Source organism: Streptomyces sp. NPDC051569, assembly GCF_044454085.1.
Classification (GTDB): domain Bacteria; phylum Actinomycetota; class Actinomycetes; order Streptomycetales; family Streptomycetaceae; genus Streptomyces.
Genome location: NZ_JBITDJ010000013.1, coordinates 48,105 through 60,932, shown reverse-complemented (window position 1 = coordinate 60,932; position 12,828 = coordinate 48,105). Strand labels below are relative to the sequence as shown.

The following is a 12,828-nucleotide window of genomic DNA, read 5'->3' as shown; positions in this document are numbered from 1 at the left end:
GACGGACGACCGCACCACACACATGCACAGCCGGCCGGCACAGCACGGCACAAGCACAGCACCACATCAGCAGAACCTGGGAGTTGAGGACATGAGCCTGCGGGCGCGCATCAACAGCCCCGAGCCGACGAACGGGCACAGCGAGGAAAGCGCACTCGTCGGGGTCTACCGCGCCAAGCTCCTGGAGGAGATCGACCTCGCGGAGATGTCCGCGCTCGCCGCGGCGGACCGCCGGGCCCGCCTGGAGCGGGTGCTCGGCCACATCATCAGCCGGGAAGGCCCGGTGCTCTCCACCGGCGAGCGCTCCCAGCTGATCCGCCGGGTCGTCGACGAGGCCCTCGGCCTGGGCATCCTCGAACCTCTGCTCGAAGACGCGTCCATCAGCGAAATCATGGTCAACGGCGCGGAACAGGTCTTCGTGGAGCGCGGTGGCCGGCTGGAGATGCTGCCCATGCGGTTCGCGTCCAACGAGCAGCTGATGCAGACCATCGAACGTATCGTCTCCACGGTCAACCGCCGTGTGGACGAGGCCAATCCGATGGTCGACGCCCGCCTCCCCTCCGGCGAGCGCGTCAACGTCATCATTCCGCCGCTCTCGCTGACCGGGCCGATCCTCACCATCCGGCGCTTCCCGCGCTCCTTCACCCTGCAGGAGATGATCAGCCTCGGCTCGCTGGACGAGCAGATGATGGTCCTGCTGGCCGGGCTGGTACGGGCGAAGTTCAACGTGATCGTCTCCGGGGCCACCGGCACCGGCAAGACGACCCTGCTCAACTCCCTCTCCGGGCTGATCCCCAACGGCGAGCGCATCGTCACCATCGAGGACTCCGCCGAACTCCAGCTCCAGCAGTCCCACGTGATCACCCTGGAGAGCCGCCCGGCGAACGTCGAGGGCAAGGGCCAGGTCACGATCCGCGACCTGGTCCGCAACTCCCTGCGTATGCGCCCCGACCGGATCATCGTCGGTGAGGTGCGTGGCGGTGAGACCCTCGACATGCTCCAGGCGATGTCGACCGGTCACGACGGCTCGCTGGCCACCGTGCACGCCAACAGCGCCGAGGACGCGCTGATGCGACTCCAGACCCTGGCCTCCATGTCGGAGGTCGAGATCCCCTTCGTGGCGATCAAGGACCAGATCAACAGCGCCGTCGATGTGATCGTCCAGCTCACCCGGCACGCCGACGGTTCCCGCCGGGTCACCGAGATCGCCATCGTCGACTCCCACGGCCGCGAGGAGTACCGCATCGTCTCCGTCTGCCGCTACATCGCGCAGCCGATGGCGGAGGACGGCCGGGTCCACGGGAAGTTCGAGTACTACCCGCTGCCCCGCCGGATCGCGGACCGCCTCTACCTGCGAAGTGAACCCGTGCCACCGGCCTTCGGGATCGCCCGTACGGAAGAGCAGCTGGCCGTGCGCAGCTCCAGCGCCTGACCGTACGCAACCGGACAACCCCCGTCCCCGACCACCTGCCCCCTCCCCTTCGCCCACCGAGAAGGTCCTCGTCCGACATGACTGATCTCCCACTCCTGACGATCGGCGTCACACTCCTCACGTGTGTGCTCGCCGTCATCGGCGTGCACGTGTACTCGTCGGGCAAGGCCCAGCGGCAGGCCCTCGTGGACCGCATGGCCCAGACGGGAGAGGTCGTGATGCCCGGCGGCCGGCGCCGGCGCTTCAGCGGCGTCGACCGGCGGCTGCGCACGACGACCCTGGGCAAGCGCATCGAGCGCAAGATCGCGGTGACCGGCCTCGATCTGACGCCCGGTGAGTACGCCGTGTACGTGGTGGGCGGCCTGCTCGGGCTCTACTTCGTCGTCGGCGCGATCTTCGCCCCGTTCTTCGGCATCCTGGCGGCGCTGATCGGCCTGTGGGGCGGCAACGCCTTCCTCAACTGGCAGCGGGTACGGCGTACGGAGGCGTTCATCAGCCAGCTGCCCGAGCTGACCCGGGTGCTCGCGAACGCCACCCAGGCGGGCCTCGCGATGCGCACGGCACTGGCGATGGCCGCCGAGGAACTCGACGACCCCGCCGGCGAGGAACTGCGCCGGGTCGCCGACCAGCTGTCCGTCGGCCACTCCCTGGACGACGCGCTCGGGGAACTCGCGGACCGGCTTCCCTCGCGCGAGCTGGTCGTACTCGTCACCACCCTGGTGCTGTCCAGCCGGGCGGGCGGCCAGGTCGTCAGCTCCCTGCGCAACCTCACGGAGACGCTGGAGGAGCGCAAGGAAACCCGTCGTGAGGTCACGACGATGCTCTCCCAGGTCAAGGTCACGGCCCTGGCGGTGCCGCTGCTCGGCCTCGGCTTCCTGCTGCTGATCAACGCCATGACACCGGGCGCGCTGGACAAGATGACGGGATCGGTGATCGGCCAGGTCGGCACCATCGTCGCCTTCGCCCTGTACGCCGTCGGCTACCTCCTGATCCGGCGCATGTCCCGGATCCAGGTCTGAGGCAGGAGAAAACACCCCATGGAACTTCTGCTCGCAGCCGCCGTGGCGCTCGCCGTGTACGGCGCCTTCCACGGCATCCGCATGTACCGTGCCGACGCCCGGCTCCCCGATGACCTGGCCATCGCCCTGGAGGTCGGCGCCTCCCGCACCACCGCCGTGGGCTCCGGCATCGACCGGCTCGGCATCCGCTGGGCCCCCTCCGTACTGCGCTGGATGGGACCCAAGCGGGTCGACGCCCTGCGCCGCCGGCTCGACATGGCGGGCAACCCGGGCGGTCTGACCGTCGACCGCTTCGCGGCGCGCCGGGCCGTCTACGGCGGCCTGGGCGCGTTCGCGGCACTCGCCATGATCACCAGGGGGCAGCCGGTCATCGCGGTGGTCGCCCTGGCCTTCGGCCTGGTCTGGCCGGACGTGATCATCCGGGCGGCCATCCGGCGGCGCAAGTCGGACATCGAACGCACCCTGCCCGACTTCCTCGACGTCCTCGCCGTCGTCGTCTCGGCCGGCCTGGGATTCCGCCAGGCGCTGGACCGCGTCTCGGAGAAGTACACCGGCCCCTGGTCCGACGAACTGCGCGTCACGCTGCGCCAGATGGACATGGGCGTCAGCCGCAGGGACGCCTTCGACCAGCTGCGGAAGCGGAACGCCTCCGAGCAGGTGTCGATGTTCGTCACGGCACTCCAGCAGGGCGAGGAGCTGGGCGCGCCCATCGTCGACACACTGATCCAGATCGCCAACGACATGCGGCGCGCGGACGCCCAGAGCGCCCGGCGCAGTGCCGCCCAGGCGGTGCCGAAGAGCACGCTGGTCGTGACGATGGTGATGCTGCCCGCGACCATGATCCTGATCGTCCTGAGCTTCTACTACGGCTCGGGGGTGGACTTCGCGAACATCCTGTCCGGATGACCGGCCGGCGCCCGTCCGTACGCGTCGTGCCCCGTTCAGCCCGTTCAGCCCGCCCAGCCCGCCCAGCCCGCCCAGCCCGTCCTGATCGTCCTGCTCGTCCGAACGGGAGGTGACCCCATGGCCCCCATGACCCACAAGACCCTGACACTCACCGGCGGGAACACCAGCGAGGTGCCGCGTTCGGCGACGAGCGCGCCGAGCCATGTGCCACCCCTCCCGATCCAGGTCAACGCCCTGCAGGCGCTGTGCCGGCAGACCTTCGGCTTCCGGCTCGCGATGATCGCGCTGGCCACCCCTTTCGCCCTCGCTCATACGAAGCCGGGGTTCGGCACCTGGCTCGTCGGCTCGGCCGTGTTCCTCACCTTCATGGGCTCGTACGTCCTGCTGCGCGACTGGGAACGCTTCGGTCCCGTACTGCTGCGCCACCCCGCGCTGCTCGCCGCCGACATGTTCTGCGGCTCGCTGCTCCTGGCGACGGCGTCCCCGGACTCGACCCTCGCCTACGTCACCATCTGTACCCCGCTGCTCGCGGGGCTGGTGTACGGCTGGCGCGGTGCGGCCCTCTTCGCCGTACTCCAGTCGCTGATCATCGCCGCCGCGTACGCCGTCAACAGTGACGCGGACGCCGGGTTCGGCGCGCTGCTCCTGCCCGGCCTGTGCGTGATGGCGGGCGCGATCGGCAGCACCCTGCGCAACCTGATGCTCGGCTTCGGCACCGCCAGCCAGGCCCTCACCGAGGCCCGCGCCCGGCTCGCGGTGAACGAGGCGGTCGAGGAGGAGCGGGCCCGCCTCGCCCGTGAGATGCACGACTCGGTGGCCAAGACCCTGCACGGCCTGGCCATGGCGGCGGACGGCCTCGCCCACTCGGCGGACCGCATCGACCCGAAGCTCGTCAAGTACCAGGCGGAACTCGTAGGTCGCTCGGCACGGCGGGCGGCCGCCGAATCGCGCGAACTCCTCTCGGACCTGCGCCGGGAGTCGGGGCTGGACGGCGGAGTCGACGTACTCGCCGAACTGCAGTCACGCACCGACGACTTCGCGCTCCGGCACCGGGTGACGGCATCCTTCCGGCGGCTCGGAGAGTCGCCCGTACCGACCGTTCCGCACGCGATCGCGCGGCACGCGCTGACGATCGCCACGGAGGCGATGGAGAACGCGCAGCGCCACGCGCACCCCACCTTCGTGGATGTCTCGGCCGGCGTCGTGGGCGGTGTGCTGCTCATCAGCGTGTACGACGACGGCAAGGGACTGCCGCCCGGCACGACCCTCGGCGACCTGCGCCGGGCGGGCCATTTCGGCCTGGTCGGCATGGTCGAGCGGGCCGCGTCGATCGGGGCCCGCATCAGCATCGGCAAGGGACGGGCCACGAAGGGCACGGAAGTACGGCTGGAGTTGTCGGCGGCGGTCCTGGGCTCCCAGCAGCTCGCACCGCAGCCCGTACCCACAGATTTCGCACCGCCCCCCGCACCCGCGGGTTTCGCACCGCCCCCTGTTTCCACCCCCCGAACCCTCTGAGAGGAGGCCGCGGTCATGCCGGACGAGAGCTCCAGCGGTTCCAGCAGTCCCGCCAGTCAGCACGCCACGGAATTCCCCGTCTTCCCCCATCCGCCCTCGGCGGAGACGCCGTTGCGCGTCGTGGTCGCGGACGACAACCCGGTGGTACGCGCCGGTCTCACCGTCCTGCTCTCCGGACGCGACGACCTCGAAGTCGTCGCGGAGGCCTCGGACGGCCGTCAGGCGTACGAGGAATCCGTACGGCATCGCCCGGACGTCATCCTCCTGGACGTACGTATGCCGGGCGTGGACGGGATCTCCGCGCTGCCTCATCTGGTGAGCCTGGCGCCCGTACTGATGATGACGTACAGCCGGGAGAGCGAGATCGTCCACGAGGCACTACGGCTGGGCGCGGGCGGCTACCTCGTCCACGGCGAGTTCACAGCCGACCAACTGGTCCTCGCGGTACGAGACATCAAGCAGGGCCGGGCACACTTCACCCACTCCGCGTCGAGCGCGCTGCTGGCGGGGCTGCGGGGAGGCGGTCCGGAGAGCGCCGGGGCGCCGTCCGGGCCGCTCCCGGAAGGGCTGGGGACGGCGTTCACAGCGCCGAGGAAACCGTCTGCTTCCGCACACGTGGCCACGGTCCATTCGATCCTTCCCCCGGCGATTCCCATGCCTGGACCCCAGATCGACCATGTCCTGAACCCGCAACAATTCGCTGTCAACCCTTCGCAACCGCAAGGGAATGTGCCACATTCCTCTCAGGCCAGGCAACAGACCGGAGCCGCGGGGACCCCGCACGCGGAGCTGAGTCAGCGGGAGGTGGAGATCATGGACCTGATCGCGTCGGGAATGACCAACCAGCAGATCGCCGCCGCCTGCTTCATCAGCCAGAAGACGGTCAAGAACCACATCAACCGCATCTTCGCCAAGCTGAACGCCGGCAGCCGCGGCGAGGCCATCGCCCTGTGGAACGGCACCACACGAGGCGGGGTGGCCCACCATGGCTGAGCGCGCACCGGACACCGCACCGGCAGGCACCACACCGGCGGGCACGGCACCGGCGGGTACGGCACCGGCGGGCACCGCACCGGGCGGACGGAAGAAGGCCCAATCCCTTGGCTGGGCCCGATTTTGGGCCCTCAGACCCATGTTGGAGGGACTGCCCCCGGCGTACGTTTCTCATGTCGCCAGCGAGACCGGCCAGGAGGAAGCCGGAAGCGCGAACGACACCAAGGACTCGTACGAGTCGGCCGGTACACGGCCGGCCGACACCGGAGGAGAACACCATGTCGAACATCACGCTGAAGGCCGCCACCGCCACCAAGCTCTACGTCGGCACCTGGGCGAACACGGCCGTCAAGACGATGAAGAGCCGCAGCGACAAGGGCCAGGGTGCCGTCGAGTACGTGGGTGTGATCGTGCTGGTGGCGCTGATCATCGCGGCGCTGGTGGGCTCGGGTGTGGCGGACACCATCGCGACGGGTCTGACCACCAAGGTCGGCGAGATCCTCGGCGGCTGATGGTGCGCAGACTTCACGAGACAGGGCAGGCCGCTCCCATCTACATCACGATGGTGGCGGGCCTGCTCTTTCTTGCGCTCGCGTTCTTCGCGGTCGGCCAGGCCGGCGCCACACGTAACGGCGCCCAGTCGGCGGCGGACGCCGCGGCACTGGCAGCCGCTCAAGAGTCCCGGGACGCGTTCCTCCTCGGGGACCTGCTGGATCCCGGTCATCTGGACGACATCTTCAACGGCAACCCGATCGGCACCGCCGACGGCTGTGCGGCGGCAACGCGCTTCGCCGACCAGAACAAGGCCGATGTGGATGTCGACGCGGGGGGCTGCGGAAGGATCGGTGGCTTCAGGTGGGGGTTCACGGTCCACGTCATCACGCAGGAGCCGATGGGCGACAGCGTCCTGCCGGGGACCGGCAACGAGAAGGCCAGGGCCCAGGCGACGGCGATCGTCACGTCCCGGTGCTCGTTCGAGCCCGCCGAGGATGAGGAAGAGCCGTCGGACGGCGGAGACGAGGACGAACCGGGCGACGACAAGCCGGTGTCGCCGGGCGAACTCGACTGCGGCGGGACGAAGTGGCCCATCGATCCGGAGCATCTTGACCGCCTGCCGAGCCTGGCCGATCTATTCTCCGTTCGTCTGGCCCAGGACTGACCGCGAGCGAACGCAAAGGAACAGCACTCATGAGTATGTGGCGTGGAGCGAAGGCGCGCAGGGCGGCGGGGGCCGCCCTCGCTGCGGTGGCCTTGACCATCTCCCTGACCGCTTGTGGCGGTGGCGACGGAGACGGACAGAAGGCGGGGGGCGGTAACACGCCGTCCTCTGCTCCCAGCAAGGAGACGTCGACGGACGACGGCAACGGTGGCAACACGGTGCCGGACACCAGCGTGACCTTGGCGACCATCATCGGCAGCAATGGGTTTCAGTTCGTCATCAACACCGCCGTCCGTGACGCGGGTGGATTCCTGACGGTCACGGGGAGCATCAAGAACACGACTGACAAGCAGATCTACGCCCCCATTCAGTGGAACGGCCAGGAGACCCAGGTCAAGCGCACAGGCCCGTCACTCGGGGGCACGACCCTGGTGGACAAGACGGAGAAGAAGCGCTACTACGTGTTGCGGGACACCGATGGCTTCCCTCTGACCACTACGGGTGTCACCGGCGTCAAGGCCGGCGAGAGCATCGCCTTCTTCGCGCAGTTCCCCGCACCGCCGGACAGTACATCGCAGGTCGATATCCAGGTTCCGATGATGCCCTCCGCCACGATTGAGATCTCCTGATGCGTGCCACGAAGCCCCGGGCGCGCGGAGCCTCCCGGCGGCCGGCGGCGACAGCCCTCGCCGCCGTCCTGCTGCTCACCAGCGTGCAGTTCACCCTGGCGGCCGGCGCGCGCGCCGACGACGCCCCCAGCGTTCCGCCGGGGACCGAGTCGACCTCGCCGCCCCCCGAGGTCGACGGCACGGCTCCGGGGCTGAAGCTCCGGGACGGCGCCACCCTCGCCCCGGCCAAGGTGCTGGACATCGTCTCCGTCGTCGAGTCCGAGGGCGGCGAGGAGCGCCGTGAGGACACCCCCGAGAACGTGAAGATCGCCCTCCAGGCCGAGGTCCTCTTCGGCAAGGACAGCGCCAAGCTGTCCCCGGCGGCGAACGAGCGCATCGCGTCCATCGTCGCGGAGATCAAGAAGCAGGGCGCGACCACGGTGCGTGTCTTCGGCTACACGGACAACCTCGGTTCCGCCGCGCACGGCGACGTGCTCTCCAAGGCGCGCGCGGAAGCCGTCCACGGTGTTCTGGACCACGAACTGGCCTCCGCCGGGATCACGTACGAGATCCGTGGCTACGGCGAGCAGTACCCGGTCGCGGACAACAGCACCGAGGAGGGCCGCAAGAAGAACCGCCGCGTGGAGGTCTCCTTCCCGCGCGGGGCGGGCGGCAGCTCCGAGGGCTGACACGGCTGTAGGGTCTCGGATTTCTTGGCCGACTCTCAGAGGGGATGGCCAAGTGGCGGCAGATATGTCGTAGTTCTGAGACTGCCAGTTCAGGCGGTTCACTCGTTTGGGTGGCCCGGACTTCGGTTCGGGCCACCCAAGCAGTGATCGGTGCGGGATGGGAATTGCTGCTGCACAGGGTGTCGAAGCCCGGGGTGGCCTTCACCTTCGGCTGGATCCGTCAGCTGGTGGAGTCGCGGGGGTGGCGGTACGAGGCCCGGATCGAGCCGCCACCGGTGGATCTGGATAACATCCGGTTCCTGGCCGGATACCGCAGGGGCCGGCTGTTCGGCCCGGCGCTCATGGATGAGTCGGCCAGGTGGAGCTTGACGGAGTCTCTCTGGGCTGGCCACGGGCTGGCTGCCGAGTCGTTCAGAGCCTCAAGTTCGAGCCCCCGTAATGCATATGCTCCGCAAGCAGGACTTCACCCTCGATCTCGGCACGCCCATCAGCCCTCGTATGTGGTGGTCTCAGGACCTCGAAGACCTGGACTGAGTGCACCTGTGGTGGGCCAGGAACGTGAGAATCAGGGGATGACGACGCTCTGTGAGGCCGGGCTCCGGGGTAAGTGCGTATCAGGCGCCGGGTTCCTCCTGGCCGGCGGAGATCGCTTGCCGGTGCGAGAGGGTGATGCGGCGCTGGGCCGGGTCGATGTCCAGGATCTTCACGGGGAGTGCGTCGCCGACGTGGACGGCCAACTGTGGATGATCCGGGTGCCCGTCTCCCAGTTCGGTGTTGTGCACCAGCCCCTCGAAGCCCGAAGCCGTCCAACGGCCGCTCGGTACCGAAGTGCGCGAGAGACGGAACCTGCGGCTCGCGCACCGCCAAGCGCTCGATGCCGGTGTCCGAGGCGAACGCCTCGATCGCTTGAAGGTAGGCATCCTCGACCTGGGCGTGGTCGCTGACCGTGTCCTTGGCACCGGTGTAGTGGCCGTGTTCATCACGGTCGGCAGGGCCGTACTTGGTGACGCGATAGACGTAGGGCAGCACGCCCCCATCTTCCCGTACGGGTCAGACGCGGCCCGAGGAAATGCCACCACGCACTGAGTGGCCAAGCACTCAGATCTCGAATTCCGAGCCGATGTTGTTCCACATGAACTCGCCCCTCCAGTCCGCCTTGCCGGCGGCCCAGCCGAGCAGGGCGGTCAGGATCTTCTCCTGGGAGATGGTCCGCGTCTGATAGTGCTCGGCCGCTACGCCGTCCCGGAATTCGAATTGGTACGTGTTGTCGTCGCGCAGCAGTACCTGGATGTACCAGCTGCCCTCGATGCCCTCCTGCACACGCTCCAGGATCAGATGGGCGTTCCCCCGACGGAGGTTCGCCACCATCCTTCCTATCGCCGGCTTCGAAGGTTTCTCCTTCACGAGCCCGGCCGCGTCGGTTGCGATCAGTATGGCGTGATTCTCCACCATGGCGCTGACAGTACCTCGGTGAGCAGGGAGAACACTCCCTGGGACCATTGGCTGGTGACCACATGGATGCGCTGCTACTGGGACGAGGAAGACACCTGGTTCTACTTCGAGGTCGATGCCGAAGGCTGGGTGGTGGTCCGGCAGATCGAGCTCGAAGGGCCTGACCTGACCCCGATCGCGGCTGCCTCCCTCGAAGAATGGCAGCGAGCCCATGACGCAGGCCGCCTCGACGAGTACGACAGCAGGTTCGGGATCACCGCCGAACTGCCCGTCTCCGAGTGGGAAGGCCACGACCCGCTGCCGCTCACCTCCGAGGAATTCGAAGAGGTCTGGAAGGCCGCCCGCCAGGACATCGCCGCCCGTCCGTCGTGATCGCCACAGCGGTCGTGAGGAAATGCCACCGATCCTGAGACAAGAGCACCGGCCACTGCGTGAGACAACCTGAGAAACAGCTGGTCAGCGTGACGCCCTATGACGTCAACCGCGAGCCCCCACAGTTACCTGCACGAAGGGCCCGGTCCGCGACGTACGGCGCTGCGGACCGGGTTGCTCCGTGTGGGGGAGCCGGGGCTCGGCGTGGGCCGGCCTCGTCCGTCCCGCGCCGGTGGCGGACCGTCCCCCTTCGCTGTCTCCCTGCCCTGGCGAGCGGATCGAAGGGCCGCTGGGGCCGAGGTTAGGTCCGGAGACCCATGCGGGAGTGGCCTCCGGCTTGTTAGCCTGCGCCCGCCGGACAAGTGCGGTCGGCCGTGGTCGACTGCGGCGCATGGCTCGGGAGATGGGGAAACGGATGAGGACGAGCACCACAGCTATGTCACCCCGCACCATCCTGGCCGCAGCGGCCGCCGCACTCGCACTGGGGCTCGCGGGCGCCTGTGGGGGCGGAGGCGTGGAGAAGGAAGCCGCCGCGGTGGCCCTCACCGGGGACGCGGCGCCCGGTCAGGCCTTACGGCCGAGCCAGATCGGCACCGGCGGCGGCAGCGGCACCGGCACCGGCGGGAACGCCTCCGCTTCCGGCGGCGAAAGAGTGCTCAGCCAGGCCGAATTGGACCGGGCCATCCTCGCCGCCGACGACGTTCCCGGTTTCACCGTCGATCCGGCGGACGGACCGCCGCCGGGGGCCGAGACCGCCGACCGGGCCGAGTGCGCGCCCCTCATCGCCCTGATCAACGGCCGCCCGGAGCCGCTCGCCCAGGCCACGGCGTACCGGCGGATCGCCGACGCCGCGGACAGCCTGACCACCATCTCCGAATTCCTCACCGCGCACGGTCCGCAGGCGGCGAGCATCCTGCTCGGCCGGCTGCGCGACGCCGTCGAGGCATGCGCCGACGGCTTCACCGCGACCGGCGGGGGCAGCTCGTCCCACTACACCGCCGTGAAACGGCTGCACGCGGTTGAGGACGGCGACGAAGCGGTCGCCTACCAGGTGACCGGCGACCGCGAGGGGCTGCCCTTCCCGCTGATATTCCATGTCGTACGGGTCGGCGGCACCGTGGCGACGTTCCACGCCGCGGACCCCGACGGTGTCGGGGCGCCGCAGCTGCCCGACGCCCTGCTTTCCGCCCAGGCGGCCAAACTCAAGTAGTCCCGTTCGGGGGGCGCTTACCCGTCCACGCTCAGCCGGGTGCCCTGCCGTACCCCCCACCGGGCCATCGCCCCGGCCTCCGCCTCCAGCACATGGCGGGCGCGCAGGCGCGGCAGAGGCATCCGGCCCGGCTTCAGCGTATGCACGTCGATGACCTTCAACTCCTTGTCCAGATAAGCGACGTCGATCGCGAAGCGCATCCGGAAGGTGTGCACGCTGTTGCACGGGGTGATCAGCAACGCCCCCTCGATCCCGTCCCGGCCGAGCAGGCCGCGCCGCCGCGTCCCGTACGAGGCGGCGATCTCCAGCTCCACCGGTGCGTCGTGCTCCGGGACCGTCAACTTCCCTCTGCCGTTCAGCCATTTACCCATGGGCGTGACCGTAGCGCCCGCCGTACCGACTGCCTCCCGTAGGGCCGGTCTTTCCGGGACCCGGTGCGGGGAGTGGGCCCCTGGACCCATGCCCCCGGCCGCTCCCCGTCCTAAGCTCGGCGCTGTGTACGCCTCGCTGATCACCGTCGCCGCTCTCTGGGGGGTGGCCACCGGACTGCTGCTGCCGCGTGCCGCGTACCGTCTCTCGGTCGAACCCGAGGACGCGTGGCGGGCCGGCTGCCCGGCCGGCCACCCGATCACCGGACCCGCCCGCGGGTGGCTCGGTCGTGCGGGCTGCCCGAGCTGCGAGGTGACCGTGCCCTCGCGTACGGCGACAAGCCCGGGTAGCGACGCTCCCGTGCCCGACGCATCCGCCACCGGCGTTCCCGAGCCCCCACCCGGCCCCTTGTCACCACCTGTCCCGCTGCCCCCACCGGGCCCGGTGGCTTCGGCGCCCGTCGTCGTACCCCCAGCGACCCGTTCGGTCCGATACGCCCCTTCCTTCCTCGTCCCCCCGCTCACCGGGCTCGCCTGCGCCGCGCTCGCCGCTGCCACCGGACCCCGCCCCGAGCTCGCCGTGTGGCTGCTGCTCGCGCCGTTCGCCGTACTCCTCGCCCTCGTCGACCGCAACGTCCGCCGCCTCCCCGACCAGCTGACCCTGCCGCTGGCCGCCGGGGCCCCCGTGCTGCTCGGTCTGGCCGCTCTGCTGCCCGGCGACGGCGGGACGTGGACGACGGCGCTGCTGGGCGGACTCGCCCTCGGCGCCTGCTACTTCATCCTGTTCGTGATCAACCCGAACGGCATGGGCTTCGGCGACGTCAAGCTCGCGCTCTCGCTCGGTGTCGCCCTCGGCTGGTACGGCTGGCTCGTGCTGTTCGTCGGCGCCTTCGCCGGATTCCTGCTCGGCTCGCTCTACGGCCTCGGGCTGATGCTGCTGCGCCGGGCGGGCCGGGGGACGGCGATCCCCTTCGGCCCGTTCATGATCGCCGGAGCCCTGCTGGGCATCCTTCTCGGAGCTCTGGCCGCCGCCTGACCCGCGGGCCGGGCCGGCTCGTGGGCGGGCTGACTCATGGGCCGGGCCACGCTTCGCGGTGCTCGGAGC

Annotated in this window: 15 protein-coding genes; 12 read left to right on the top strand and 3 right to left on the bottom strand. The window is 69.6% G+C overall.

Features of this window, described 5'->3' with window-relative positions; genetic code table 11:
- Window positions 1-91: 91 nt before the first annotated feature.
- From ACIBAE_RS19360 to ACIBAE_RS19320, 9 genes are all read left to right on the top strand, one after another.
- Window positions 92-1,432 carry a CpaF family protein gene (locus tag ACIBAE_RS19360; protein ID WP_399286703.1) on the top strand — a complete coding sequence of 447 codons (1,341 nt, stop codon included), beginning with the start codon at window positions 92-94 and terminating at the stop codon, window positions 1,430-1,432.
- 77 nt (window positions 1,433-1,509) lie between these two features.
- Window positions 1,510-2,451, top strand: coding sequence for a type II secretion system F family protein (locus tag ACIBAE_RS19355; RefSeq protein ID WP_399286700.1), 942 nt, complete (start codon window positions 1,510-1,512; stop codon window positions 2,449-2,451).
- An 18-nt stretch (window positions 2,452-2,469) separates the two neighbouring features.
- On the top strand, window positions 2,470-3,357 hold the full coding sequence (locus ACIBAE_RS19350; protein WP_399286697.1) for a DUF5936 domain-containing protein: 888 nt from the start codon (window positions 2,470-2,472) through the stop codon (window positions 3,355-3,357).
- Window positions 3,358-3,483: 126 nt separating this feature from the next.
- A complete protein-coding gene (locus ACIBAE_RS19345) occupies window positions 3,484-4,872 on the top strand; it encodes a sensor histidine kinase (protein ID WP_399286694.1) in 1,389 nt (462 codons plus the stop codon).
- Window positions 4,873-4,887: 15 nt separating this feature from the next.
- Window positions 4,888-5,865 (top strand): response regulator, encoded by a 978-nt coding sequence (locus tag ACIBAE_RS19340; protein ID WP_399286691.1) that lies wholly within the window; start codon window positions 4,888-4,890, stop codon window positions 5,863-5,865.
- Window positions 5,866-6,143: 278 nt separating this feature from the next.
- Window positions 6,144-6,377: a hypothetical protein gene (locus tag ACIBAE_RS19335; RefSeq protein ID WP_399286689.1), complete on the top strand. Its 234-nt coding sequence runs from the start codon at window positions 6,144-6,146 to the stop codon at window positions 6,375-6,377.
- Window positions 6,377-7,024, top strand: a complete 648-nt coding sequence (locus tag ACIBAE_RS19330) for a pilus assembly protein TadG-related protein (protein ID WP_399286686.1) — start codon at window positions 6,377-6,379, stop codon at window positions 7,022-7,024. The genes ACIBAE_RS19335 and ACIBAE_RS19330 overlap by 1 nt, the downstream gene beginning before the upstream one ends.
- 86 nt (window positions 7,025-7,110) lie before the next feature.
- Window positions 7,111-7,653 carry a hypothetical protein gene (locus ACIBAE_RS19325; RefSeq protein ID WP_399286683.1) on the top strand — a complete coding sequence of 181 codons (543 nt, stop codon included), beginning with the start codon at window positions 7,111-7,113 and terminating at the stop codon, window positions 7,651-7,653.
- Window positions 7,653-8,321, top strand: a complete 669-nt coding sequence (locus tag ACIBAE_RS19320) for an OmpA family protein (protein WP_399286680.1) — start codon at window positions 7,653-7,655, stop codon at window positions 8,319-8,321. The genes ACIBAE_RS19325 and ACIBAE_RS19320 overlap by 1 nt, the downstream gene beginning before the upstream one ends.
- 614 nt (window positions 8,322-8,935) lie before the next feature.
- Here the strand turns inward: ACIBAE_RS19320 and ACIBAE_RS19315 are convergent.
- On the bottom strand, window positions 8,936-9,058 hold the full coding sequence (locus ACIBAE_RS19315; protein ID WP_399286677.1) for a hypothetical protein: 123 nt from the start codon (window positions 9,056-9,058) through the stop codon (window positions 8,936-8,938).
- A 361-nt stretch (window positions 9,059-9,419) separates the two neighbouring features.
- Entirely contained in the window at window positions 9,420-9,689 is a 270-nt protein-coding gene (locus ACIBAE_RS19310) for a hypothetical protein (protein WP_399286675.1), read from the bottom strand.
- Between the two features lie 150 nt (window positions 9,690-9,839).
- Between ACIBAE_RS19310 and ACIBAE_RS19305 the strand changes: the two genes are divergently transcribed.
- Window positions 9,840-10,145, top strand: coding sequence for a hypothetical protein (locus ACIBAE_RS19305; RefSeq protein WP_399286969.1), 306 nt, complete (start codon window positions 9,840-9,842; stop codon window positions 10,143-10,145).
- A 436-nt stretch (window positions 10,146-10,581) separates the two neighbouring features.
- Window positions 10,582-11,355, top strand: coding sequence for a hypothetical protein (locus ACIBAE_RS19300; RefSeq protein ID WP_399286673.1), 774 nt, complete (start codon window positions 10,582-10,584; stop codon window positions 11,353-11,355).
- 17 nt (window positions 11,356-11,372) lie between these two features.
- Here the strand turns inward: ACIBAE_RS19300 and ACIBAE_RS19295 are convergent, their stop codons facing one another.
- A complete protein-coding gene (locus ACIBAE_RS19295; RefSeq protein ID WP_399286670.1) occupies window positions 11,373-11,726 on the bottom strand; it encodes a DUF192 domain-containing protein in 354 nt (117 codons plus the stop codon).
- A gap of 124 nt (window positions 11,727-11,850) precedes the next feature.
- Between ACIBAE_RS19295 and ACIBAE_RS19290 the strand changes: the two genes are divergently transcribed.
- Window positions 11,851-12,759 (top strand): prepilin peptidase, encoded by a 909-nt coding sequence (locus ACIBAE_RS19290; protein ID WP_399286668.1) that lies wholly within the window; start codon window positions 11,851-11,853, stop codon window positions 12,757-12,759.
- Window positions 12,760-12,828: the final 69 nt, after the last annotated feature.